This is a genomic window from Microbacterium sp. MYb64 (genome assembly GCF_002979495.1).
GTDB classification, from domain to species: Bacteria; Actinomycetota; Actinomycetes; order Actinomycetales; family Microbacteriaceae; genus Microbacterium; species Microbacterium azadirachtae_A.
The window spans coordinates 46100-71191 of the sequence record NZ_PCOW01000018.1 but is presented as its reverse complement, the minus strand read 5'-3'; the positions used below and the strand labels follow the sequence as shown (position 1 = coordinate 71191).

The following is a 25092-nucleotide window of genomic DNA, read 5'->3' as shown; positions in this document are numbered from 1 at the left end:
CATGGCCACCCTCACCGCCCCCGCGATCCGCGTGCAGGGCGTCACGAAGGCGTTCAAGGATCTGCAGGTCCTGCGCGGCGTCGACTTCGAGGTCGAGCGGGGCAGCATCTTCGCCCTGCTCGGCTCGAACGGCGCCGGCAAGACCACGCTCGTGCGCATCCTGTCGACGCTGCTGAAGGCCGACGGCGGCGCCGCGACCGTCCAGGGGTTCGACGTCTCCTCGGCGCCGAACGACGTCCGCAACGCGATCAGCCTCACCGGGCAGTTCGCCGCGGTCGACGAGATCCTCACCGGACGGGAGAACCTCGTGCTCGTCGCGAAGCTCCGTCACCTCAAGGATCCGGGGGCCGTCGCCGACGACCTGCTCGCCCGGTTCTCGCTCACCGACGCCGGCGGGCGTCGGGCGGGCACCTACTCCGGCGGCATGCGGCGCCGGCTCGACATCGCGATGAGCCTGATCGGCAATCCCCCGGTGATCTTCCTCGACGAACCGACCACGGGTCTCGACCCGCAGGCGCGGATCGAGGTCTGGGACACCGTCAAGGAGCTCGCGAACGGCGGCACCACCGTGCTGCTCACCACGCAGTACCTCGACGAGGCGGAGCAGCTGGCCGACCGGATCGCGATCCTGCACGAGGGCACCATCATCCAGAACGGCACGCTCGCCGAACTCAAGCGGCTCCTGCCGCAGGCGAAGGTCGAGTACGTCGAGAAGCAGCCCAGCCTCGAGGAGGTCTTCCTCGCCCTGGTCGGACCGTCCGCGGCATCGGCCTCTGAGCCCGTCGATGGGCCCGACACCACGAAGGAGGCAGTGAAATGACCAGCCACGTCCTCAGCGACACCGGCACGCTCACCGGCCGTTCGCTCAAGCACATCCTGCGCAGTCCCGACACGATCATCACCACCGCGGTGACCCCGATCGCGCTCATGCTGCTGTTCGTCTACGTCCTCGGCGGGGCGATCCACACCGGATCCGACCAGTCGTACATCGACTACATGCTGCCGGGCATCCTGCTGATCACGATCGCGTCCGGCATCGCGTACACCTCGTACCGGCTGTTCCTCGATCTCCAGGGCGGGATCTTCGAGCGGTTCCAGTCCATGCCGATCGCCCGATCGAGCGTGCTCTGGGCGCATGTGCTCACCTCGCTCGTCGCGAACATCGTCTCGGTGGCGATCGTGGTCGGCGTCGCGTTCGCGATGGGGTTCCGCACCGGAGCCTCGGTCGGCGCGTGGCTGGCCGTGGCCGGGATCCTGATCCTGTTCACCCTGTCGCTCACCTGGCTCGCCGTGATCGCGGGCCTGAGCGCCAAGACCGTGGACGGCGCGAGCGCGTTCAGCTACCCGCTCATCTTCCTGCCGTTCATCAGCTCGGCGTTCGTGCCCACCTCGTCGATGCCGGGTCCGGTGGCCTGGTTCGCGGAGTACCAGCCGGTGACGTCGATCGTGAACACGATCCGCGCGCTGTTCAACGGCCAGCCGGTGGGATCCAGCATCTGGATCGCCCTCGCCTGGATGGTCGGGATCCTCGTGGTCGCCTACGGCTTCGCGATCGCCATCTACAAGAAGAAGATCAGCTGAGCAGTCTCGGTCCCTGTGCTTCGGCAGACTCGGCAACAAGCCGGTCCCTGAGCTTGTCGAAGGGCCGAACCGGATCGAACCGCCTTCGGCGCCCCGTGCGCCCGGAGGCGGTTCGAGGCGGTTCGGGACGGTCGAGCCAGGGAGGCTTCAGCTCAGGGGTTCCGCCGCCGTCTCGCGCGCCGCACGGGATGCGGGGGACGAGGAGCCGATCCGCCAGTAGCCGCAGAAGCTGACCTGGCCCTTGTCGACACCGCGTTCGCCGACCAGCAGCTTGCGCGCGCCGGAGGCCAGCGCCTGCTCGCCCGCGGCATAGGCGTGGAACGGCGCTTCGGGCAGTGCGAGCTCGCGCAGCGCCGCCAGGGCGAGTGCGCCGGGCCGGTCGGAGGGCGCGCGCACGAACCACTGCACGTCGACGCCGTCGGGGTGAGGGAAGTCCAGTGCGTCCTCCGCGGAAGGGGCCTCGAGCAGCACGGATCCGGTCGCGTGCGTCGGCAGGGAGGCGCAGATCGCGGCGATGGCCGGCAGGGCCGTCTCGTCGCCGACGAGCACGACCCGCTCCGTGCCGCGCTCGGGGTTGAACGTGAGCCCCTCGTCGATCACGAGCACGCGGTCGCCCGGCCGGCACGTCTCGGCCCACCGCGACGCCGGACCCGCGGTGCCCTCGGCGGCGGAGCCGTGCAGCACGAAGTCGACGTCGAGCTCGGCCCCGGCCTCGGCCGTGGCGGGGCGGAAGGCGCGCACGCTGTAGTTGCGCATCACCGGGCGCTCGCCGTCGGGGATCCGCAGGAACTTGAGATACCCGAGCGTGTGGTTGGCCTTGGCCGGAACCCGGCTCAGCGCCTCCTCGCCGCCCACCGGCAGGAACAGCCGGAACCACTGGTCCCAGCCCATGGGTGAGAACCGCTCGATCTCGCCGCCGCCGAACGTGATGCGCACCCAATGCGGGGCGAGTCGCTCGGTCTTCAGCACGGTGAGCGGAACGAGCCCGGCCGCGGCCGGCTTGACCATCTTGCTGTATGCCATGGGAACCTTTCGAGGTCTGGTTTCGAAGTGCGCAAATGGCTCGATATCGGCGGTGGATGCAGTCATTTGTGCGCTTTGGAACAGGGTCAGGACCGCCAGGGGAAGAACAGGGTCAGGAGAGCCGCCGAGGCGGCGAGCATCAGGAGCAGGAAGACGACGTCGCGCGGGCGGAAGGGCACCTCGTGCCGCTCAGTGCGGGTGGGGTGCGCTCCGAACGCGCGCGAGTCCATGGCCAGCGCCACGCGCTCGGCATGGCGGATCGCGCTCGCCAGCAGGGGCACGATGTAGCCCCAGCCGCGTGCGATCCGGGCGAACGGCCCGCGTCCGCCGTGCGTGCCGCGCACCCGGTGCGCCGCGCGGATCACGCTCAGCTCGTAGCCGAAGCGCGGCACGAACCGGTAGGCCGCGAGCGCCGTGTAGCCGAAGCGGTACGGGATCCGCAGCTGCTGCACACCCGCGCGCACGACATCCGGTCCTGTCGTGGTGAGGCCCGAGATGAGCGAGAGCGCCAGGATCGCCGCCAGCCGCAGGCCCGTCGCTAACCCGCTCTCGAGGGCGCCGGCGTGCAGCTCCCACGAGCCGATCCGGAGCGCGACCGGGGTCGAGGCGACCTGCGCCGGATCCGTCCACAGCGCCATCGACAGCCCCAGCACGACGACCCCCGCGGGGATCGCGAGCAGCAGCACGGTCCAGAGCCGCGTGGTCAGCCGGGCGCCCGTCAGCAGCACGGCGTAGGCGAGAGCGAGGAAAGCGATCGGCGTCGCGAGGTCCCGCACGAACAGCAGCAGCACCATCGCGGGCAGCACCGCACCGAGCTTGGCGAGCGGGTTCAGGTGGTGCAGCCAGGCGCGCGCGGGCGCCGCGGTCTGCTCGGCGTACGGGTCGATCATGATCCCAGCCCCGTCGCCTCGGGAGCGGCCCCCGCGATCGCACCGGATCCGACGATCGGTGCGGATCCGGCGACGGCGTCGTCGCCGAGGAGTGCCCTCAGCTCCGGCGGGACCGCGAGATACGCCGCGGGGAGCGGGATCAGGGCATCGCGCACCAGAGCCGACGTGGCGCCCGCGGCGACGATCCGTCCGTCCTCGACCAGCACGGTGCGGGTCGCGTGCTGGATCACGAGGTCCATGTCGTGCGTCACGAGCACGATCGTGGTGCCCTCGGCCCTGAGCTCGCGGAACAGCGCGAGCAGCTCCTGGGTGCGCGCCCTGTCCTGCCCGAACGTCGGCTCGTCGAGCACGAGGATCCGCGGGCGGGTGATCAGCGCGGTGCTGACCGACAGCCGCCGCTTCTCGCCGCCGGACAGTAGGAACGGGTGCACGTCGGCCTTGCCCGTGAGTCCGAAGCGCTCGAGCATCGCGCCGACGCGCTCGTCGATCTCGGCCGGCGGGGTGCGCCGCAGCCGCAGGCCGTGCGCGAGCTCCTCGAACACGGTGTGCGCGATGAACTGGTGCTCGGGGTTCTGGAAGACGAAGCCGATGTGCGCCGCGAGCGTCCGCGGTGAAGCGGTGGCAGGATCGATCCCGTCGACCGAGATCCGCCCGCGCGGCGGCGTCACGACACCGGCGAGCGCCTGCACGAGCGTCGTCTTGCCGGCGCCGTTCGGGCCGATGATCGCGGTGACAGAGGCCGCCTCGATGTCGAGGTCGACGTCGCGCAGCACCAGGGGGCGACGCCGGGCGATGTCGAGGCCGCGGACCGTGATGATCGGGTCCGGCGCCTCGAGCGCGCGAAACTCAGTCGATCCGGTCGCTGTGGCGCCGGAATCGGGTGCCAGGGCCGGAGTCGACTGAGTTTCGAACGTCGGCGCCTCTGCTTCGAGCCCCTGCAGAGCCACCGCGAGCTCCTCGGCCCTGAGCGGGAGCGGCGTGATCGGGGCTGTTGCGAGCGCCGGCAGCCGTGTGTTCAGTCGGCGCGCCGCGAGCGCGGCGGACGGCAGCCACGCGCCGAGGGCGAGGATCTCCTCCGCGTGCTCGCGCAGGATCCGCCGGGCTGGACCGTCGAACGCGATGCGCCCCGAGGCGTCCAGGACGATCGCCCTGGTCGCGATCTCGAGCGCCGCGTCGAGGTCGTGCTCGACTAGGATCAGGGCGCGCTCCTCGGATCCGGCGATGTCCGCGAGCGCGGCGTGGACGTCCGCGGTGCCCTGCGGATCGAGGTTCGCGGTCGGCTCGTCGAGGATCAGGACGGGGGATCCGGTCGCGAGCGCCGAGGCGATCGCGAGCCGCTGCTTGCCGCCGCCGGACAGCCGGTCCGGATTCTCGGTGCGGCGCTCCCAGAGGCCCATCCGCCGCAGGGCGGCTTCGGCGCGGGCGAGCACCTCGGCGACCGGGAACCGCAGGTTCTCCAGGGCGAACGCCGCGTCGTCGAGCACGGATCCGGTGACGATCTGCGCGTCCGGATCCTGGAACACCGTCGACACGGAGCTGCTCAGCGTGGCGATCGGAGTCGTTGCGACGTCATGCCCGCACACCGAGACGCTGCCGGAGACGGCCGCATCGAGCGAGTGCGGGATGAGGCCGCTCAGCGCGAGCGCGAGTGTGGACTTGCCGGATCCGCTCGGGCCGAGCAGCAGCACGACCTCGCCCGCGTGCACGTCGAATGAGACGTCCCGGACGGCGGGATCGCTCGCGCCGCGGTGCGTGATCGTGAGATCGCGCACGCGGAGGAGCGGGGCGGCGGGCATCGGGGTCCGTTCGGCAAGGGTTGCTTAGGCAAGCCTAACCTAGGGTTTCGCCTGGTCCGGATCCGCGTCGCGGGTTCAGCGCTGTGCGACGCCGGCGCGGCGCAGCGAGATGCCGATCCGCAGGCCGATCGCCGTCCACGCGATCGGCCCGAGCACGGCCAGCGGAAGGTAGATGATCCGCGCCCACAGCGGCAGCTTCTCCAGGTCGACGGCGAAGAACACCACCACCGCGATGATCACGCCGATGATCGCCGCAGAGACGAAGAACCGCCAGGCGCCCCAGGAGCGGTATCGGGTGAGGGCGGCGACACCCTCCTGGATGAGGCCGAACAGCAGTGCGGTGCCGAGGAACCGGGGGAACCAGATGGGGTTGAAGGCGCTGGCGACCAGGGCGGCGAGCACATGCGTGAGCAGGGCGACCAGCGGTCGGCGCAGCACCTCCTGCGCGATGATGCCCGGCAGCACGTGCGAGCCCAGCACCAGCCCGTAGGCGAACGGCGCGCCGGCGATCACGGGGATCGTCACCCAGCCCGCGGCGGCGCCGAGCAGCCCCGTGGCGACTCCGATCGCGGCGCAGACGAGCAGGACGCGCGTGGGCAGAGGGGAGCGGACGGCGGGCACCCGTCCAGCGTACCGGCGGGATCGGACGGCCCGGCCGGGAGTAATCCCGGCGGGACAGTGCCTACCGATCCCGGGACCCGCTCAGATCCTCCGGCGCCGCGGCATCAGATGCACGGGCGGGATCGGCGGGGCGGGGATCCGCTCGTCGCCGTGACCGACGACATGGCCGAAGCGGCCGGATCCCGCCTCCCAGTCCTCGCGCGCCTGCGCGATCTCCTCGTGGCTGCGCGCGGCGAAGTTCCACCACATCACGAGATCCTGCTCGAAAGGTTCGCCGCCGAGGAGGAAGAGCAGCGCTCCGCCCTCGCTCGTCACCGTGACGGCGTCGCGGGAGTCACCGAGGAACAGCACGTCGTCGACAGCGAGCGAGGTCTCTGCGAGGTCGGATCCTGTGATGCGGGCATCGCCCGTGACGAGCAGCAGTCCGTGCTCCCAGGCGGGGTCGAACGGCAGCACGACGGTCGTGCCAGGTTCGAGGCGGATCTCCGCGCCCACGATCGGCGTGTGGGCGGTCGCGGGGGAGGCGACGCCCGCATAGGAGCCCATCACGACCGTGACGTCGGCGTCGGATCCGGTCTGGGCGGGAAGCGCCAGCCGGGGCAGGGCCAGGTGCTGCTCGAAGCCGGGGGCTCCGGTCGCGGCGCCGTCCGGCAGCACGACCCAGAGCTGCAGGGCATCGAGCGGGCCGGCCTCTTCGCCCACCGAGTACTCGGAGTGCGCGATGCCGTTCCCGGCCGTCATGAGGTTCAGCTGCCCGCGGCGCAGGACCACGTCGCTGTCGATCGTGTCGCGGTGGCGGATCTCGCCGACGAGCGGCCAGGTCACCGTCTGCAGGCCGATATGCGGGTGCGGCTCCACGCGCATGCGCACCTCGGCGGGTCCGAACCGGTCGAGGAAGCACCAGGCGCCGATCGTCGGCACATCCTTGCTGGGCAGCACGCGCAGCACGTTCATCGCCCGCACGCCGCCGAGCGGCACCTCGCGCGCCGCCAGCACGACCGCGCGCGGTCCGTGCAGGCTCATGCCTGCTCCTCGGGCGCCGCGGGGAAGCGCACCTTAGCCCCCGGCACCTCGTGCGTGCGCAGGTACTTGTTGATGTACGGGCAGTACGGCACGATCGTGTCGCCGGTCGTGACGGCGTCGGCGAGCGCGTCCGCGGCGAGCCTCGACGCGAGACCCTGCCCCTGGAACGCCGGATCCACCTCGGTGTGGATGAACAGGATCGTCCCGGGACGGCGCTGGAACTCGGCGAACCCGGCGAGCGCCCCGTCGCTGGTGATCTCGTAGCGGGACTCCGCCTCGTTCAGGGTCACGGCGATCTCGGGCATGGCGCTCCTTCATGCGGTGTCGTGCGGATTCGGATCCAACCTATGCCCGGGAGAGGACGCGGGGGCCGTGCGAACCCGCCGGCGTCGGCAAGCCCGGCCTGTGGACAGCGGCCTCCGGTGTCGGCTCCGCTCGTTACGCTGGAGGCATGCCCCAGAACGATCCGCGCGACCCCTATGCGGATCTGCCGTGGTCCGACGCACCCCTCGACGACCCCTACGCCGACGTGCCGTTCGACGAGGAGCCCTGGGACGCCGCGCCCCCGCCCGAGGAGGGCGAGTGGGCCGGATCCCCTGACGCGGTTCCGCAGGGCAGTTTCCCGGTGCCGGTCGCCGCGGCGACCGCCGCGCCGAGCAGGTACCCCACGCCGCTCGATGCGCTCACCGCGGTCTACGGCTACGACGCGTTCCGCGGAGATCAGGCCGCGATCATCGACCAGATCGTCGACGGCGGAGACGCGGTCGTGCTCATGCCCACCGGCGGCGGCAAGAGCCTCTGCTATCAGATCCCCGCGCTCGTGCGGGAGGGCACCGGCCTGGTGGTCAGCCCGCTCATCGCGCTCATGCACGACCAGGTCGACGCCCTGCGCGCCAACGGCGTGCGCGCCGCCTACCTGAACTCGACGCAGACCGCGGCGGACCGCGCCGAGGTCGAGCGCGCGTACCTCTCGGGCGACCTCGACCTCGTCTACGTCGCCCCGGAGCGGCTCTCGAACGCGCAGACCCTGGCGCTCCTGCAGCGCGGATCCCTCAGCGTGATCGCGATCGACGAGGCGCACTGCGTGTCGCAGTGGGGGCACGACTTCCGTCCCGACTACCTCGCGCTCGGCGGCCTCGCCGAGCGCTTCCCCGGTGTTCCGCGGATCGCGCTCACCGCAACCGCCACCCGCGAGACGCACCGCGAGATCACGGAGCGGCTGCACCTGCCGCAGGCGAAGCACTTCGTCGCGAGCTTCGACCGGCCCAACATCCAGTACCGGATCGACCCCAAGGTCGAGGTGCGCAAGCAGCTGGTCTCGTTCATCCGGAGCCAGCCCGAGGGGTCCGCGGGCATCGTCTACGCACTCAGCCGTGCGTCGGTCGAGCAGACCGCCGAGTACCTCAGTGCGCAGGGTCTCGACGCGATCCCGTATCACGCGGGTCTCGACGCGGGAACACGGGCCGCGCACCAGGCCCGGTTCCTCCGCGAGGACGGTGTGATCGTGGTCGCCACGATCGCGTTCGGGATGGGCATCGACAAGCCGGATGTGCGCTTCGTCGCTCACGTCGACCTGCCGAAGTCGGTCGAGGGGTACTACCAGGAGACCGGTCGTGCGGGGCGCGACGGCGAGCCCTCCGTCGTGTGGATGGCCTACGGCCTGGGCGACGTCGTGCAGCAGCGCCGCTTCATCCAGCAGGGCGAGGGCGATCGCGCGATCAAGCAGCGGCAGAACCAGCACCTCGACGCGATGCTCGCGTTGTGCGAGACCGTCGACTGCCGCAGGCAGAACCTGCTCGGCTACTTCGGGCAGTCCTCGGCCCCCTGTGGGAATTGCGACACCTGCCTCACCCCGCCGGACAGCTGGGACGGACTGATCCCCGCGCAGAAGCTGCTCTCCACGATCGTGCGGCTGCAGCGCGAGCGGCGCCAGTCGTTCGGCGCGGGGCATCTGATCGACATCCTCCGCGGGGCGTCGACGGAGAAGATCCGCAAGTTCCGGCACGACGAGCTCGCCACCTACGGGATCGGATCCGACCTCACGGATGCGCAGTGGCGCTCGGTCGTGCGGCAGCTGCTCGCGCAGGGGCTCATGCAGGCGCAGGGCGAGTACGGCACCCTCGCCGTGAGCGACGCGGGTGCGGGCGTGCTCGCCGGCACGACCGCGGTGAAGCTGCGCCATGACGTCGTCACGCGGGCCGGTGCCTCCGGAGGCGGACGCTCCGCCAAGAGGAATGCCGCAGCCGCGCTCGCCGAGGGCGACCGCGGCCTGTTCGAGGCGCTGCGGGCGTGGCGCGCGCAGACCGCACGCGAGCAGGGCGTGCCCGCGTACGTCGTGTTCGGCGACGCGACGCTGCGCGCCCTCGCCGAGCACCGCCCGGCGCAGGCCTCCGACCTGGTCGGCATCAGCGGCATCGGCGAGAAGAAGCGCGAGGCCTACGGCGAGGCCGTGCTCGAGGTCATCGCGGCCGAGGGCTGAGGCGCAGACAGGCGCACGCGAAGGGCCCTTCCTGTGGGGAGCCGACAAGCGCTCGGATCCTCGTCGGCCCGATCTGTTGGGGGATCCCCACAGCCGCCTTCGCTCCGCGTTGTGTCAGATCTACCATGAAGGCATCCCCGAAACCTCACGAGAGGATCCTCATGGTCGACGCCGCCCTTCGGACGAACACCGCGAACAGCACCCCGGACGACACCGCGACGCACATCGACGTCGACGCGGTCGGCGACCTGCTGCTCGGCACCTGGGCGGACACCCGCCGCGAGGCGCGCGAGATGATCAAGGATCCGGCGTTCTGGCGCGACGACTCGCTCGGCAAGGACGAGCACCGCGAGCGCGTGCTCAGCCAGCTGCACCTGCTCGTGCAGAACCGCGCCGTGCACCGTGCGTTCCCGAAGCGCCTCGGCGGCGAGGAGAACAACGGCGGCAACATCGCAGGGTTCGAGGAGCTCGTGGTCGCCGACCCGAGCCTGCAGATCAAGTCGGGCGTGCAGTGGGGACTGTTCGGATCCGCCGTCCTGCAGCTCGGCACCGCCGAGCACCACGACCGCTGGCTCCCCGGCATCATGAGCCTGGAGATCCCCGGCGCCTTCGCGATGACGGAGATCGGGCACGGCTCCGACGTCGCCTCGATCGGCACCACGGCGACCTACGATCCCGAGACCGAGGAGTTCGTGATCAACACGCCGTTCCGGGCGGCGACCAAGGAGTTCCTCGGCAACGCGGCGCTGCACGGCATCGCGGCGACGGTGTTCGCCCAGCTCATCACGAACGGCGTGAACCACGGCGTGCACTGCTTCTATGTGCCGCTGCGCGGTGAGGACGGTGTGGACCTTCCCGGCATCGGCCGCGAGGACGACGGTCTCAAGGGCGGGCTGAACGGCATCGACAACGGCCGGCTCAGCTTCGACCACGTGCGGATCCCGCGCGCCAACCTGCTGAACCGCTACGGCGACGTCGCCGCAGACGGCACCTACTCGAGCGCGATCGACAGCCCTGGTCGCCGCTTCTTCACGATGCTCGGCACGCTCGTGCAGGGTCGTGTCTCGCTCGACGGCGCCGCGTCCTGGGCCTCCGCGCTCGGCCTCCACATCGCGATCACCTACGCCACGCAGCGCCGGCAGTTCAACGGCGCCGACGGCTCCGAGACCACGCTGCTCGACTACGGCAAGCACCAGCGCCGCCTCCTGCCGCGCCTCGCGACCACCTACGCGCAGCTGTTCGCGCACGACGAGTTCCTGCAGAAGTTCGACGGCGTCTTCTCCGGCCGCACCGACACCCCGCAGGACCGCGAGGACCTGGAGACCCTGGCCGCCGCGCTCAAGCCGCTGTCGACCTGGCACGCCCTCGACACCCTCCAGGAGTGCCGCGAGGCGTGCGGCGGCGCGGGCTTCATGTTCGAGAACCGCTTCGTGGGGCTGCGCGCCGACCTCGACATCTACGTGACGTTCGAAGGCGACAACAACATCCTGCTGCAGCTGGTCGGCAAGCGCCTGCTCACCGACTACGCGAAGCAGTTCAAGGGCAAGGACGCGGCCGCGCTCGCGAAGTACGCCGTCGGGCAGACCGCGGGCCGGGTGTTCCACGGTGCGGGACTGCGCCAGTTCGGGCAGGCCGTCGCGGATCTCGGATCCACGGCGCGCTCGGTCGAGAACGGCCTGCGGGCCGAGCAGCAGCACGAGCTGCTCACCGACCGCGTGCAGCAGATGGTCGCCGACATCGCCGGCCGGCTGCGTGCCGCCGGCAAGGACAAGGTGCTCGGCGAGAAGCTGTTCAACGAGAACCAGGCCGAGCTCATCGAAGCGGCTCGCGCGCACGGAGAGCTGCTGCAGTGGGAGGCGTTCACCGACGCCCTCGGCCGCATCGAGGACGAGGACAGCAAGGCGGTGCTCACCTGGCTGCGCGACCTCTTCGGCCTGCAGCTCGTCGAGAAGCACCTCGCGTGGTACCTCATCAACGGCCGTCTCTCGGCGCAGCGTGCGGCCTCGGTCTCGCGCTACATCGACCGGCTCTGCACGCGTCTGCGCCCGCACGCCCTCGACCTCGTGAACGCCTTCGGGTACGAGCCCGAGCACGTGCGCGCGCCTCTCGCCTCCGGTGCGGAGCAGATCCGCCAGGACGAGGCCCGCGCGTACTACGCCGACCTCAAGGCCTCGGGCGACGCCCCGGTCGACGAGAAGGCCCTGAAAAAGGCCCGCCAGCTGTAACTCCTGCCCTCGGGGTCGTTGAGCGAGCACCGAGCGCAGCGAGGAGCGAGACGAAACGCGGTGCCCTCGTGAGAGCACCGCGTTTCGTCTCGGTCGCCTTCGGCGTCCTCGCTCAATGACCCGACGGGCGGTTCACATTCCGGCGACGCGCTCCGCGAGGTGGTCCGCGAGCGGGGTGTCGGTGCTGAGCACGACGCGCACATTCGCGCCATCGTGGTCGCGGGCGCCCTGGCGCTGGCCGCGCAGGTCGAACACGGTCTGCCCGCGGCCTGGGCCGTCGGTCGTGTCGACCACGGCCGGCACCGCGGGGGCGGCCGTAGGGCGCACCCGGCCGACCGCGATCGCCGCGGCGAGCGGATCGTGCAGGGCGCTGCACCGGCGGCCGTAGGTCGCGCGGTAGAACTCCATGTAGAAGTCGAGCATCGCGGCGACGGCACGGGCCACGGGGGATCCGGACGCGGCCAGCAGGTCGCGGTGGGCCTCCTCGAACACGTTCTCCATGGTCACGTCGAGCGGCACGACGACGACCGGCCAGCCCGCCGCGAACACCGCGTCGGCCGCCTCCGGGTCGTTGCCAATGTTCGCCTCGGCGAGCGCCGTGATGTTGCCCGGCACGAGCGCCGCCCCGCCCATGAGCGTCACCCGCGCGATGCGGGCGGGGAGCGTCGGATCCTGCTCGAGCGCAGCGGCGAGGTTCGTCAACGGGCCGACCGCGAGCACCTCGAGGGATCCGGCGTGCTCGTGCGAGAGCCGGATGAGCAGGTCGGCCGCGGTGCCGTCCTCGACCGCGCGGGCGGACTCGGGCAGCGTCACCCCGCCCACCCCGTCGTCGCCGTGCACGTGCGGCGCGCCGCCGTCGTATCCGTGGGTGAGGAAGTCGTGCCGCCCCACGGCCACGGGCACGTCGTCGCGCTCGGCGAGGGACAGCAGGCCCAGGGTGTTGCGCGCGGCCTGAGCCGCCGAGGTGTTGCCGCTGACCGTGCCGATCCCGCGGAGCGCGACCTCGGGCGACGCCAGCAGATACGCCAGGGCGAGAGAGTCGTCGATGCCGGTGTCGCAGTCGAAGTACAGCGGGGCGGGGGTGTCGGTCATCGGATCCTCCTCGGGATGCGGACGGGGGCGTGGGGCGGAAGCAGGCGGACCGTGAGGTCGGCGGGCAGCGGTCAGTCGGTCTTGGGCATCAGGAACAGGCTCGCGATGAGGGCGAGCACGCTGATCCCCACAGAGATCCAGAGTGCCAGCACGAAGTCGCCCGACATGACGAACGGCGCGACGATCGCGATGCCGAGGCTCGCGCCGAAGCCGAACGCGGCGCCGTTCATGCTCGGCAGAATCGCCGGAGCCTCGCTCGGGGACTGCAGCACCCCGAGGCCGTTCGTGGTGGTGAGCACGACGCCGTTGTAGGCGACGCCGAGCACCGCGAACATCGCGAACACGGTCCACTGGCTGAACGGGAACAGTGCGACCACGACGAGCGCCGCGATCGAGAGCACCAGACCGAGGCGGAGCATCCGGATCCATCCGAAGCGGCCCGCGAGCCAGCCGGACAGCGGGGCCGCGGCGAGGCCGATCAGCGCCGGCGGCGTGAGGTAGAGCAGCGCGGAGGTCGACGCGTTCACACCGTAGCCGACGGCCTGGTTCTGGCTGAGGATGACGATCGTGAAGTTGATCACGGCGAACACGCTCGACAGGGTCAGCACGGTGACGGCGATGACGGGCCACACCTGGCGCGACCGCAGGTGCTGCACCGCGACGAGCGGCGTGCGGCGGCGCTTCTCGATCGCCACGAAGGCGAGCAGCGCCACGACCGTCCCGGCGAGGAACAGGAGCGTGAGCGGGGCGAACCAGCCCTGGCCGGATCCCGTCGAGACGAAGTAGGTGAGGCAGATCAGGCCGAGCGAGAGCGCGGCGGCGCCCCACCAGTCCATGCGTCCCGTCGAGGAGGGCTTGCCGTCGCGCGGCACGGCGAGCGCCACGCTCACGATCGCGATCACGGCGACCGCGAGGATCACGACGAAGAGCGAGCGGAATCCGAAGGCGTCGGCGAGGAGGCCCCCGATCCAGCCGTCCACGCCGCCCACGCCGCCGTTGATCGCGGTGAGGATCCCGAGCACGGTCGGGAAGACGGCGGCGGGCAGGGTCTCGGCGAGGATCACGTAGGAGATCTGGAACGCGGCGCTCGACGCGCCCTGCAGCACGCGGCCGAGCAGCAGCACGGGGAGGTTGGGCGAGACGAGGCACAGCACCGTGCCGAGCACGATGAGCGCGAGCACGACCAGCAGGGCGCGTTTGCGGCCGATGAAGTCGCTCCAGCGGGCGAGGACGATGCCGCCGACCGCGCCGGCGAGGAAGAACAGCGACGAGACCTGCGAGACGGCGTCCATCGGCGCGCCGAGCTGCTTCGCGATGTCGGGAAGGGCGGGGCTGATCATGCTCGAGTTCAGCTGGAAGGCGACGACCGTGAGGATCAGGGTCGCCACGAGCAGGACCGAGCGACCGCCGCGGATCGGCGCGGGGCCGTCGAGCGCCGCGGGTGCGGGGGAGAGCTGCACAGTGACTCCTTCGTCAAGGAAGGGAGCATCGCTCCCTCGGGTTATATGATGTTATACCTCTGAGGTAGAACATCTGCAAGTGAGCGCTTCCGTGCTTGAATGAACGGCGAGCGCGGCCCGAATCCGGAGGCCTGGCAGGCGGTGGAGGAGATCCGATGACGGACGTCGAGCAGTTCCTGGCCCGGCCGCTGACCGCTCCGGTGGGCCAGCCCCTGCGCGTGGCCGTCTACTCCCGCCTGGCGGAGGGGATCCGGTCCGGCGTCTTCTCCCTCGGATCCGCCCTGCCGCGCGAGACGGAGCTCGGCGTCTCGCTGGGAGTGTCCCGCACGGTCGTCCGAGAAGCTCTCATGCTGCTCGAGGAGGACGGCCTCATCCTCACCCGGCGCGGGATCGGCCGCTTCGTGGCGGAGGACCTCCCCACCGTAGGCCTCGAAGAGCTGCGACCGCTCGAGACCGCCCTCGCCGAGGGCGGTGAGGACGTCGGCGTCCGGCAGCTCGAGTTCGTCGTGCAGCCCACCACGGACTACGTGTCGGGCCACCTGGGTCTCGACGACGCGGCGAACACCTGGTTCCGGGAGAGCGTGATCGAGCGGGCCGGCGAACCCATCGCCATCCTGCAGGAGCACCTGCCCGCGGGGCGCTACCTGAGTGACGCGAGCCCGCAGATCGCCGCCGTGCTCGAGGAGGCCACGGGCGACCCGACGAGCCTCATGACCGCTCTCGCGGCCCGCGGCGCCGTCTTCGGAGCGGGGGTGTGCGAGATCACGGTCAACGTGGTTGGCCGCACCCGCGGCGTTCTGCTCGGCCTCAAGCCGGGCGACCCCGTGCTCATCCTGACCCAGACCGTCTCCTCGGGCGGCGTCCCCGTCTATCTCGCCAAGTGCATCGTCTCCGGGAAGGCGGGGGTCCTCTCGGTCGTGCAGACCGCGCAGTGACCGCCCCGCCCCGTCCCCGCCCTTCAGGAACTGGAGTCCTCATGACCGCACCGCTCGCGCTCGCCGTCGTCGGCAGCATCAACGTCGACCTCACCGCCCGCACCGCGCGGCTTCCGGAGCCGGGGGAGACCATCGGCGGCGGACGCCTGTCCCGCGAGGCCGGCGGCAAGGGCGCCAACCAGGCCGCCGCGGCCGCGCGCCTGGGCGCGGCGGTGCGGATGGTCGGCGCCGTCGGCTCCGACGCCGACGGATCCTCGATGATCGAGGAGCTCGCGGCGGCGGGCGTCGACACGCATGCCGTGCGCCGCGGCGCGGAGCCCACCGGCGTCGCGCTCATCGTCGTGGACGCCGAGGGCGAGAACCAGATCGCCGTCTGCGAGGGCGCGAACGGCGAGGTGACCCTGGACGGCGTCGCGTTCGGAGCCGACGAGGCCGTGCTCGCGCAGCTGGAGATCTCGATGGACGTGATCGCCGCGCTCGCCGAGGCCGCGTGCGGGTACCTCGCCGTCAACGCGGCCCCCGCGATCGAGCTGCCCGCGGCGGTCGTCGAGCGCGCGGACCTCATCATCGTGAACGAGACGGAGTACGCGCTCCTGCCCGCACTGCGCACGGCCCGCCGGGTCGCCGTGACCTACGGCGGCGAGGGCGCGAAGCTCTTCGAGCGGGGGGAGCTCGTCGCATCCGCTCCCGCCGTGAAGACGACCGTCGTGAACAGCGTCGGCGCCGGGGACGCGTTCTGCGCGGCCCTCACGATCGGGCTCGCCTCCGGCATCGCCCCGCAGCGCGCGCTGTCGGCCGCCTGCGCGGTGGGCGCAGCGGCGGTCGCCGACCCACGGTCGCAGCCGCTGCTCGGCGGGCTCTCGGAGTACCTGCCCGCGGAGTGAGCCAGGGTGTCGGCGCCCGCGCCTAGCCTGTATTCATGACGACGCCCCTCGCCGAAGACCTTCCGCGCTGCGCCTGGGCAGGTGATGACCCCGAGTACCGCCGCTATCACGACGAGGAGTGGGGGCAGCCGCTGCACGGCGACCGCCCGCTGTTCGAGAAGATGTCGCTCGAGGGGTTCCAGGCGGGGCTCAGCTGGATCACGATCCTGCGCAAGCGCCCGCGGTTCCGCGAGGCGTTCGCGGGGTTCGATCCCGCGGTCGTCGCGGCATTCGGCGACGATGACATCGCCCGGCTCATGGCCGATGCCGGGATCGTCCGCAATCGCGCGAAGATCGAGGCGACGATCGGCAACGCCGCCCTCGTGCGGGAGATGGCGGAGGGCGAGCTCGACGCGCTGATGTGGTCCTTCGCCCCCGCCGCCGGGAGTGGTGCGCGCCCTCGGTCCATGTCCGACGTCCCGGCCGTGACGGCGGAGTCCGAGGCGATGAGCAAGGCGCTGCGCAAGCGCGGATTCCGCTTCGTCGGGCCCACCACGATGTACGCGCTCATGCAGTCGGCCGGCATGGTCGACGACCACCTCGAAGGGTGCTGGCGCGCGGCGTAGCGCCAGCCGGCCCACAGGATCAGGTGGCGGGATCCGCCTCCGCATCCGGCTTACGGTACACGCGACGCATGTGGTCGCTCGTGAGGAAATCGGCGATGCCGATCATGATCAGGCTGAAGACGATCTGCTCTGTCACCATCCACGCCGGATACAGGCCGGGGATCGCGGCCATCACGAGCGTGATGACGGGGAAGATCTGCGCGAACAGCCGAAGGCGCTGATAGGCCCAGCGCCAGCCGAGCGCCGCGCGCCAGGCGAAGTAGAAGAGCGTGACGGTCATCGCGAGCACGATGAGTGCGCGCATCCACACGGCGAAGGGCACGGCGGCGATCGAGCCGGCCTGCACCGCGATCACGACGGCGATCACGACCGCGGCGAGGCCGATCAGCAGCTCGACCGCGAGCAGCCAGAACACCCAGCGGAAGGCGCGGACGGTGCGGTGATGATCGCGGTCGGTCTCGACGATCTTCTCGTGGGAATTGCGGCCGCCGGCGATGCGATCCACGCGAAGCAGCAGCGGCTCCACGCGGCGCAGCACAGGGTCGAGGAACATGATTCGAGCGTACGGCTCCGGCTTATGCGGACAGCCGGATCCAGGCCCGTCGGCGCCGAAATCGATCGAAGGATGGAGGGGCGGCGCGGTCGCAGTCAGAAGTGCCGAGTCGGGTCCATCCGCCGGTGCAGGATGCGGATGACGTCCACGCCGCGCGCTCGCTCGACGTAGAAGATCAGGTGGCTTCCGATGCTGTAGCGGCGATACCCCACGCGGATCTCGTCGCAGGCGAATCCGCGATCGGGAGCTGCCGCGACCCTCTCGATCGCAGCGCGGATCTCGGCGATGTAGCTCTCAGCCTGGCGTGCATCCCAGCGTTCCTCGGTGAAGTCCCAGATCGCGGTGAGGTCGCGGACAGCGGCCGGCGTGAGCCGGTAGTCGTTCATGAACGCCGGGATGCGATGAACGCGTCGAAGTCGAACGGCTGCGGCGTGCCGCTCTCCTCGCCCGCAGCGAGAGCCGCGCGCAGGGCGGCCATCTGGGTCTCCTGGTCCTCGAGGAGGCGGAGGCCTGCGCGCACGACCTCGCTGGCGGAGCGATAGCGCCCGGACTCGACCTCCTGCGAAAGGAATCCTGCGAAGTGATCGTCCAGGCTGATCGATGTGTTCTGGGCCATGAGGATCACGGTACCAAGAATTGGTAAACACGACGCGATCCGGTGCGCTGCGGCGCGGTGACGTGCCGATCCGGATGGGTAGTCCTCCCCATCGCGGCTCCCAGACGGGCGGTTTACACTCTTACGGTCCCCTGATAGTTCCTCATGGGATAGCTGTGACAACGTTCGGGGGGAATCCGTGGTGAAGTCGTTCGCATGGTTGCGGATGCGACCGAAGACCCTCGCGTCCGCCGCCGGCGTCACCGCCGCGGCCGTCGCCGTCGCAGGCATGGCCTTCGCCTACGAGGGCAACCCCACCGCCGAGGTGGACCTGCACGACGGCGGCGTCTGGCTCACCAAGACCTCGAGCCTGCTCGTCGGCCACTTCAACAACGAGTCCCGCGTGCTGGACGGCGGGCTGCGCACCGGAGGCGAGAACTACGACGTGCTGCAGTCCGGCGGCACCGTGCTCGTCGATGATCGCTCCGCCTCGACCCTCACCAGCGTCGACCCTGCGCGCGTCGTGCTGAGCGACGCCGTGCTCATCCCCGGCGGCGCGAAGTCGGCCCTCGGCGGCACCACCGTCGCGATCCTCGACCCCAAGGAGGGCAAGCTCTGGGTGCGCTCCGCCTCGTCTCTGAGCGGCTTCAAGGCCGCAGGCACGAAGCCCTCCGCCACCCTGGGCGCCGGGGCCGACGTCGCCGTGGGCAAGGACGGCACGGTCTATGCGGTCTCCGCCAAGGACCGCAGCATCGTCACGGTGCACATGGACCAGCAGGGCGATCCGCATCCGCCGTCCACCGAGAAGATCGACCTCGCGGAGAACGCGAAGCCCACGATCACGGTCGTCGGCACGACCCCCGTCGTGCTCGATGCCGACGCCAAGACGGTCTTCGCAGCCGGGCACCGCATCGAGCTCACCGGGTCCGAGGTCAAGAACCTCGACGCCGCCGTGCTGCAGCAGCCCTCCGCGGAGAACGGCTCCGCCGTGCTGTCGACCGCCGACGCGCTCGTGTCCGTGCCGCTGGACGGATCCACACCGTCGGTGCAGGACGCCGGCGGCACCGGGGCGCCCGCGGCCCCCGTCTACCTGAACGGCTGCACCTATGCGGCCTGGGGCGGATCCGCGAAGTTCCTGCGCGACTGCATCGGATCCGACAACGACCTGAAGACGTCGATCGAGGGCGCCGAGAGCAGCACGACCCTGGTGTTCCGGGTGAACCGCGACGTGGTCGTGCTCAACGACACGGCGAGCGGTGCGGCGTGGATGGCCACGGACAACCTGCAGCGCGTGGACAACTGGCAGGACATCGTGCCGCCGGAGGGCGAGTCCGAGCAGCAGGACGAGACCAGCGACGACCAGGTCGAGACGACGCTGCCGAAGCGCACCCCGGAGAACACGGCGCCGATCGCGCACGATGACGAATTCGGCGTCCGGCCCGGCCGCACCACGATGCTGCCCGTGCTCGACAACGACACCGACGCCGACGGCGACGTGCTGGTGGCCTCGCTCGCTCAGGAGCAGCCGTCGCTCGGAGACGTCAAGCCGATCAACAACGGCGGCGCCCTGCAGATCGCGGTCGCCGAGGACGCCACCGGATCCGGCTCGTTCCAGTACCAGGCGGACGACGGCCGCGGCGGCAAGGCCACGGCCAACGTCGCGATCAGCGTGCACGACTGGAGCACGAACGCCGCCCCCAAGCAGAAGCGCACACCGGGCCTCCTCGTCGAAGCGGGCGGCGCGGTGACCTACAACGCGCTGCCCGACTGGATCGATCCGGATGGCGACGACGTGTACCTGAAGGACGTCGAAGCGGCCCCGGGCGACGAGGTCGACTTCACGCCGGACGGCCAGCTCACCTACCGCGCGGTCGCCAGCCTGCCAGGCCGCAAGGAGATCCGCATCCAGGTCGCGGACGCGATGGGCGAGCTCACGAGCGGCACGATCCGCCTCGACATCCGCCCGGCCGGCACGACCGCGCCGAAGACCAACGCGGACCACTACGTGACCCGCGCGGGCGAGCAGGTCACCGCGTCGCCGCTGCTGAACGACTCCAGCTCCGGCAAGGAGCAGCTGCGCCTCACCCGGGTCGACGAGACCCCTGGTGCGGTGATCACGCCGAACTTCGGCGAGGGCACCTTCACGTTCCAGGCGGAGATGCCCGGCACGTACTACATGCAGTACCTCGTGAGCGCGGGACCGAACGCCGTGCCGGGGCTCGTCCGGATCGACGTGCTGGACAAGACCGCCGAGTCGGCGCCGCCGATCGCGGTGCGCGACGTGGCGCTGCTGCCGAGCGGCGGCGACGTGCTCGTGGGCGTGCTGAACAACGACGTCGACCCGGCCGGCGGAATCCTCGTCGTGCAGTCGGTGACGGTGCCGCCGCACAGCGGCGTGGCGGTGTCGGTGCTGAACCACGAGACGCTGCGGATCACCGACCAGGGCAACCTCGACAAGGAGGTGCGGATCAGCTACCGCATCTCGAACGGATCCAAGTCCGCCGACGGCGACGTGATCGTGATCCCGATCGCCGCGCCGAGCAAGCTCGATCCGCCGACCGCGAACGACGACACGGCCGTGGTGCGCGCGGGCGACGTGGTGACGATCCCCGTGCTGGCGAACGACAAGCACGCCCCCGGTACGACGCTGCACGTGGCGCCGAACCTCATCGAGCCGCTGGTCGACCCGAAGTTCGGCGAGGCGTTCGTCTCGCAGGACACCGTGCGATTCCGCGCCGGCGACACCCCTCGCACGGTCTACGCGACCTACGAGGCGGTGGACTCGAACGGGCAGAAGGCCGCCGGCTACATCACGATCCAGATCCTGCCGATCGATGAGAAGACCAACACCGCGCCCCGTCCGCACGACCTCACCGTGCGCGCGCTGAGCGGCACGAGCGTGCGGATCGCCGTACCGCTGGACGGGCTGGATTCCGAGGGCGATTCGGTCGAGCTCGTCGGGCTGGACTCCGCGCCGAAGCAGGGACAGGTCACCGAAGTCGGCGCGAACTTCCTCACGTACCAGGCCTTCGACAAGGCCAGCGGCATCGACACCTTCACCTACAAGGTGCGCGACCGGCTCGGCAAGGAGGCGACGGCGTCGGTCCGCGTCGGCATCGCTCCCGGGGCCAATATCAACCAGGCGCCGTACGCGGTCAAGGACTCGATCGTCATGCGGCCAGGACGCACGGTCGCGGTCGCGGTGCTGACCAACGATTCGGATCCCGACGGCGACACGATCGGCTTGGTGAAGAACGGCATCGAGACCGCGGCGGGCGTCGACGGCCTGAAGGCGGAGGTCTCCGGCGACCGCGTGCTCATCACGGCCCCCAATCGTCCCGTGCAGACCTCGGTGCAGTACACCGTGGCCGACTCCCGCGGCGCCACGGCGACCGCGCCCGTCCAGGTCACGGTCGCCGAGGACGTGCCGCTCGTGGCGCCGATCGCGCGCGACGACCGGATCAAGGCCTCGGATGTGAAGGGCGAGAGCCTGCAGGTCGAGGTGCCGGTGCTGGACAACGACGAGGATCCGGATGGCACGGTCGACGCGCTCAAGCTCGGGGTCTCCGATCCCGCGGCCAAGGTGCTGCCCAACCGCAAGATCCAGGTCACGGTGACCGAGCAGCGCCAGCTCGTGCAGTACTCGATCACCGATCAGGACGACCAGGTCGCCTCGGCGTTCATCTTCGTCCCCGCGCTCTCTGAGCTCGCGCCGACGCTCATCTCGACCAAGCCGGTCGAGGTCAAGAGCGGCGAGACCATCGACCTCCCGCTGTCGAAGTACGTGGCCGTCGCCGGCGGCGGCGAGGTGCGGATCACCGAGGCGGGCAAGGTCAGCGCGGTCAACAGCAACGGCGCCCCGCTGCTCAAGGACGAGCGCACGCTCGTGTACACGTCCAAGCAGGGCTTCTTCGGCGACGATGCGATCACCTTCGAGGTGACGGACGGCACCGGCCCCGACGACCCCAAGGGGCGCAAGGCCACGCTGAGCCTGCCGATCACGGTGCTGCCGCCGGACAACCAGCCGCCGACGTTCACCAACGCGCAGGTTTCTGTCGCGCCCGGCGAGGAGGCGCAGAAGGTCGATCTCGCGGCGCTGACCAAGGATCCGGATCCGGGCGACGCGAAGAAGATCAGCTACAAGATCACCGGACAGCCCGACGGCGGCATCAAGGCCAGCCTGGACGGCTCGACGCTCAAGGTCGAGGCCGACTCGTCGACGCCGAAGGGCAGCGGGTCGACGGTGCAGCTCAGCATCACCGACGGCAAGACGGAGCCGGTCACGGGCACGGTCGCCGTGACGGTCGCCGCCTCCACCCGCCCGATGCCGGTCGCGAACGAGGACACGGTTCCGCAGGCCGATCAGGGCAAGGCCGTGACGATCCCGGTGCTGGAGAACGACGTCAACCCGTTCCCGGACAAGCCGCTGAAGATCCGGTCCGTGAGCGTACAGACCGGTGACGCGAACGCCTCCGTGCAGGGGGACAAGATCGTGGTCACGCCGGACACCAAGTTCGTCGGGCAGGTCGTGGCGACCTACCGCGTGCAGGACGCGACGAAGGATCCGGACCGCGAGGTCGACGGCCGCATCGTCGTCACGGTGCAGGGTGTCCCTGACGCACCGGGCGCCCCGCAGGTGACCAGCGTGCAGGACCGCACCGTGGTGCTGAACTGGAGCCCGCCCTCGAACAACGGCGCTGAGATCACCGGATACACCGTGCGCGCGACGAGCGGCGGCAGCTACACCAAGCAGTGCGCGTCGACGATGTGCACTCTGGACGGGCTGACCAACAACGTCGAGTACACGTTCGCCGTCACCGCCACGAACCGGGTGGGCGAGGGCAAGCCGTCTCCGACCTCGGCCGTGGCACGCCCCGACGCGCGTCCGGACACCCCGAACCCGCCGACCCTGAAGTTCGGCGACAAGTCGCTGGACGTGTCGTGGACCACGCCGACGACCCCCGGCTCCCCGGTGTCCTCGTACAACCTGGAGATCTCGCCCGCACCGCCCAGCGGTGCGGCGACGAAGACCGGCGTCACCGGCAACTCGCTGAAGTGGGACGGTCTGGAGAACGGCGCGAACTACCAGGTGCGCGTGCAGGCCGTGAACCGCGCCCCTGAGCCGTCCAGCTGGTCCGGCTGGTCCGCCTCGGAGATCCCGGCCGGTCCGCCGACCGCGCCCGGAACTCCGCAGGCGCAGAGCGCGCCGTCGGTGGGCAGCCAGTCGCAGATGACCGTGACGTGGACGGCCGCAGGGCCCAATGGTGACGCGATCTCCAGCTACGACCTGCAGGTGATGCAGGGTGGATCCGCGGTGCGCACGATCAGTGGGATCCCAGGAACCACGTTCAGCCAGGCCGTCACCGTCGGCAACTCCACTTCCGACTACACGTTCCAGGTGCGCGGCAACAACAAGGCCGGTCCCGGGGCGTGGTCGGCAGTGTCGAACGCGCAGCGCGCCTTCGGGAAGCCGGGCCCGACCACGCTCACCAGCGTGTTGGAGCAGGACAACAACATCCATGTTGCCTACAACCTTGCGGACAGCAACGGCGCCGGGAGCGGTGAGATCCACTACGAGTACTCGATCGGCAACGGCTGGGTTCGCAATTGGAACGGCTCGGACATTCCCGCTGCGAACAACGGCAGCTACACCGTGTCCGTGCGCGCCTACTCCGTGGTCGGCGGACAGGAGTCCCCGCCGGGTGATCCGGGTTCCAAGTCCGGGGTGCGTCCCTACGGCCCTGTCAACACGCCGGGCGCGAGTGCTGTGAACAACGGTTCGAATGTGACCCTGAGCTGGTCGCCGCCGGCGGACAACGGCCGCTCGATCCAGGTGATGCAGATCAGCATCGACGGCGGTGCGTGGGAGAACGTCGGACGCAGCGGGTCGCGCACGACCGGCAACGCCTGGGCCACGACGCACAGCATCAAGGTGCGCGCGATGGACACGGAGCAGAACTGGTCGAAGGAAGCATCCGACTCAGCGCGGACCAACGATCCGCCGCAGCCCCGCGTCTGGGTGACCCAGGGTGATGCAGCCGGCACCAATTGCGTGAACGGGTGCCGCCTGTTCGTGGTGCATTGGGAGAACCTGAACATCGGCAGCCACGGCGTGACCTGCGCTTCGGATGCGAGGCCGGGAGGGTTCAGCTCGGGCAACTCCGTCAACTTCAACGGCAGCGGACAGCAGCAGATCTCGTGCTGGCAGGGACGCGATGGCGTCAACGTCTGGATCGACATCCAGGGCTGGGGCGGCGGCGTGGACACCGAGAAGAACTTCTGGCCGAGACCATAGCCGGGCGCCGTCCCGGCCACGCGGCACCGCAGACGAACACAGATCAGAGGAACGACAAGAGATGACGATGACCCCCGAACAGGCGGCCTGGTTCCAGGGCACCTTCACCCGCCTCACCGACAACGTCGACCGCGCGCTGCAGGGCAAGCGCGACGTGGTGAGCCTGGTGCTCGCCTCGATGCTCGCCGAGGGGCATGTGCTCCTCGAGGACGCCCCTGGTACGGGCAAGACGAGCCTCGCGAAGGCGCTCGCGGCGACCGTGCAGGGCACCAGCTCGCGGATCCAGTTCACGCCGGACCTGCTCCCGTCCGACGTGACGGGCGTGACGATCTACGACCAGAACGCGCACACGTTCGAGTTCCACCGCGGCCCGGTGTTCGCCTCGATCGTGCTCGCCGACGAGATCAACCGCGCCTCGCCGAAGACCCAGTCGGCGCTGCTCGAGGTCATGGAGGAATCGCGCGTCACGGTGGACGGCGTCGCGCACGAGGCTGGCCGTCCGTTCCTCGTGATCGCCACCCAGAACCCGATCGAGCAGGCGGGCACGTACAAGCTGCCGGAGGCGCAGCTCGACCGCTTCCTGATCAAGACCTCGATCGGCTACCCCGACCTCGACGTCACCGCGTCGATCCTCGCGGGCGCCGCCGACCGCAATCCCTCCGCCAAGCTCACGCCGGTCATCACCACGAGCGCCGTCGCCGACATGGCCGACCTCGCCGCGGCCGTGCACGTGGAGCCTGCCGTGCTGCGCTACATCGCAGAGCTCGTCGAGGCGACCCGTGCCGACACCGCGATCCGCCTCGGCGTCTCGGTGCGCGGCGCCCTCGCGATGGTCCGCATCGCGAAGGTCTGGGCGGCCGCGCACGGGCGGCACTACGTGCTGCCCGACGACGTGAAGACGCTCGCCCGCCCCGTGTGGCTGCACCGTCTGCTGCTCGATCCCGAGGCCGAGTTCGCCGGCACGACTCCCGAGACCGTCATCGCCCGCGTGGTCGAGAAGGTCGCGGCCCCGCAGGCGCGCACCGCGGCCTGATC

20 protein-coding genes are annotated in these 25092 nt (G+C 70.5%); 9 read left to right on the top strand and 11 right to left on the bottom strand.

Annotation, left to right across the window (positions count from 1 at the left end):
* The first annotated feature begins 1 nt into the window (after position 1).
* Positions 2 to 820 carry an ABC transporter ATP-binding protein gene (locus CQ044_RS14905; protein ID WP_105689187.1) on the top strand — a complete coding sequence of 273 codons (819 nt, stop codon included), beginning with the start codon at positions 2 to 4 and terminating at the stop codon, positions 818 to 820.
* Positions 817 to 1581 carry an ABC transporter permease gene (locus CQ044_RS14900; RefSeq protein WP_045271846.1) on the top strand — a complete coding sequence of 255 codons (765 nt, stop codon included), beginning with the start codon at positions 817 to 819 and terminating at the stop codon, positions 1579 to 1581. The genes CQ044_RS14905 and CQ044_RS14900 overlap by 4 nt, the downstream gene beginning before the upstream one ends.
* 147 nt (positions 1582 to 1728) lie before the next feature.
* On the opposite strand, the gene CQ044_RS14895 is transcribed toward CQ044_RS14900, so the two are convergent.
* The 6 genes from CQ044_RS14895 to CQ044_RS14870 all read right to left on the bottom strand — a co-directional run bounded on the left by CQ044_RS14895 (position 1729) and on the right by CQ044_RS14870 (position 7239).
* On the bottom strand, positions 1729 to 2604 hold the full coding sequence (locus CQ044_RS14895; protein ID WP_105689186.1) for a siderophore-interacting protein: 876 nt from the start codon (positions 2602 to 2604) through the stop codon (positions 1729 to 1731).
* Between the two features lie 86 nt (positions 2605 to 2690).
* A complete protein-coding gene (locus CQ044_RS14890) occupies positions 2691 to 3494 on the bottom strand; it encodes an energy-coupling factor transporter transmembrane protein EcfT (protein WP_105689185.1) in 804 nt (267 codons plus the stop codon).
* The gene (locus CQ044_RS14885) at positions 3491 to 5290 is read right to left on the bottom strand and encodes an ABC transporter ATP-binding protein (RefSeq protein WP_105689184.1); all 1800 of its coding nucleotides are present in this window, start codon (positions 5288 to 5290) and stop codon (positions 3491 to 3493) included. Before CQ044_RS14885 ends, CQ044_RS14890 begins: the two co-directional genes overlap by 4 nt.
* A gap of 75 nt (positions 5291 to 5365) precedes the next feature.
* Complete coding sequence (locus tag CQ044_RS14880) at positions 5366 to 5911, bottom strand: ECF transporter S component (protein WP_045271849.1); 546 nt, start codon at positions 5909 to 5911, stop codon at positions 5366 to 5368.
* Positions 5912 to 5992: 81 nt separating this feature from the next.
* Positions 5993 to 6934 (bottom strand): pirin family protein, encoded by a 942-nt coding sequence (locus CQ044_RS14875; RefSeq protein ID WP_105689183.1) that lies wholly within the window; start codon positions 6932 to 6934, stop codon positions 5993 to 5995.
* The gene (locus tag CQ044_RS14870) at positions 6931 to 7239 is read right to left on the bottom strand and encodes a GNAT family N-acetyltransferase (RefSeq protein WP_105689182.1); all 309 of its coding nucleotides are present in this window, start codon (positions 7237 to 7239) and stop codon (positions 6931 to 6933) included. The genes CQ044_RS14875 and CQ044_RS14870 overlap by 4 nt, the downstream gene beginning before the upstream one ends.
* Before the next feature lie 146 nt (positions 7240 to 7385).
* Here CQ044_RS14870 and recQ point away from each other — a divergent pair, with 146 nt between their 5' ends.
* Both recQ and CQ044_RS14860 read left to right on the top strand, forming a co-directional pair.
* Positions 7386 to 9413: a DNA helicase RecQ gene (gene recQ, locus CQ044_RS14865; protein WP_105689181.1), complete on the top strand. Its 2028-nt coding sequence runs from the start codon at positions 7386 to 7388 to the stop codon at positions 9411 to 9413.
* Positions 9414 to 9574: 161 nt separating this feature from the next.
* On the top strand, positions 9575 to 11638 hold the full coding sequence (locus tag CQ044_RS14860) for an acyl-CoA dehydrogenase (RefSeq protein WP_105689180.1): 2064 nt from the start codon (positions 9575 to 9577) through the stop codon (positions 11636 to 11638).
* 132 nt (positions 11639 to 11770) lie between these two features.
* Here the strand turns inward: CQ044_RS14860 and CQ044_RS14855 are convergent, their stop codons facing one another.
* Entirely contained in the window at positions 11771 to 12730 is a 960-nt protein-coding gene (locus CQ044_RS14855) for a nucleoside hydrolase (RefSeq protein ID WP_105689179.1), read from the bottom strand.
* Positions 12731 to 12801: 71 nt separating this feature from the next.
* Positions 12802 to 14190 carry an MFS transporter gene (locus CQ044_RS14850; protein WP_258133330.1) on the bottom strand — a complete coding sequence of 463 codons (1389 nt, stop codon included), beginning with the start codon at positions 14188 to 14190 and terminating at the stop codon, positions 12802 to 12804.
* A 155-nt stretch (positions 14191 to 14345) separates the two neighbouring features.
* Between CQ044_RS14850 and CQ044_RS14845 the strand changes: the two genes are divergently transcribed.
* The 3 genes from CQ044_RS14845 to CQ044_RS14835 are packed head-to-tail and all read left to right on the top strand — an operon-like array spanning position 14346 to position 16614.
* Positions 14346 to 15125: a GntR family transcriptional regulator gene (locus CQ044_RS14845; protein WP_258133329.1), complete on the top strand. Its 780-nt coding sequence runs from the start codon at positions 14346 to 14348 to the stop codon at positions 15123 to 15125.
* Positions 15126 to 15166: 41 nt separating this feature from the next.
* Positions 15167 to 16009 carry a PfkB family carbohydrate kinase gene (locus CQ044_RS14840; RefSeq protein ID WP_105689177.1) on the top strand — a complete coding sequence of 281 codons (843 nt, stop codon included), beginning with the start codon at positions 15167 to 15169 and terminating at the stop codon, positions 16007 to 16009.
* 35 nt (positions 16010 to 16044) lie between these two features.
* Entirely contained in the window at positions 16045 to 16614 is a 570-nt protein-coding gene (locus tag CQ044_RS14835; protein ID WP_105689176.1) for a DNA-3-methyladenine glycosylase I, read from the top strand.
* 19 nt (positions 16615 to 16633) lie between these two features.
* Here the strand turns inward: CQ044_RS14835 and CQ044_RS14830 are convergent, their stop codons facing one another.
* The 3 genes from CQ044_RS14830 to CQ044_RS14820 all read right to left on the bottom strand — a co-directional run bounded on the left by CQ044_RS14830 (position 16634) and on the right by CQ044_RS14820 (position 17783).
* Entirely contained in the window at positions 16634 to 17167 is a 534-nt protein-coding gene (locus CQ044_RS14830; RefSeq protein ID WP_105689175.1) for a hypothetical protein, read from the bottom strand.
* Between the two features lie 95 nt (positions 17168 to 17262).
* Complete coding sequence (locus CQ044_RS14825) at positions 17263 to 17553, bottom strand: type II toxin-antitoxin system RelE/ParE family toxin (RefSeq protein WP_105689174.1); 291 nt, start codon at positions 17551 to 17553, stop codon at positions 17263 to 17265.
* On the bottom strand, positions 17550 to 17783 hold the full coding sequence (locus CQ044_RS14820) for a type II toxin-antitoxin system ParD family antitoxin (protein WP_105689201.1): 234 nt from the start codon (positions 17781 to 17783) through the stop codon (positions 17550 to 17552). Before CQ044_RS14820 ends, CQ044_RS14825 begins: the two co-directional genes overlap by 4 nt.
* 205 nt (positions 17784 to 17988) lie before the next feature.
* Here CQ044_RS14820 and CQ044_RS14815 point away from each other — a divergent pair, with 205 nt between their 5' ends.
* Together CQ044_RS14815 and CQ044_RS14810 are read left to right on the top strand one after the other, a co-directional pair.
* Positions 17989 to 24057 (top strand): Ig-like domain-containing protein, encoded by a 6069-nt coding sequence (locus CQ044_RS14815; RefSeq protein WP_258133328.1) that lies wholly within the window; start codon positions 17989 to 17991, stop codon positions 24055 to 24057.
* 61 nt (positions 24058 to 24118) lie between these two features.
* The gene (locus tag CQ044_RS14810; RefSeq protein WP_105689172.1) at positions 24119 to 25090 is read left to right on the top strand and encodes a MoxR family ATPase; all 972 of its coding nucleotides are present in this window, start codon (positions 24119 to 24121) and stop codon (positions 25088 to 25090) included.
* The last annotated feature ends 2 nt before the right edge of the window (positions 25091 to 25092 follow it).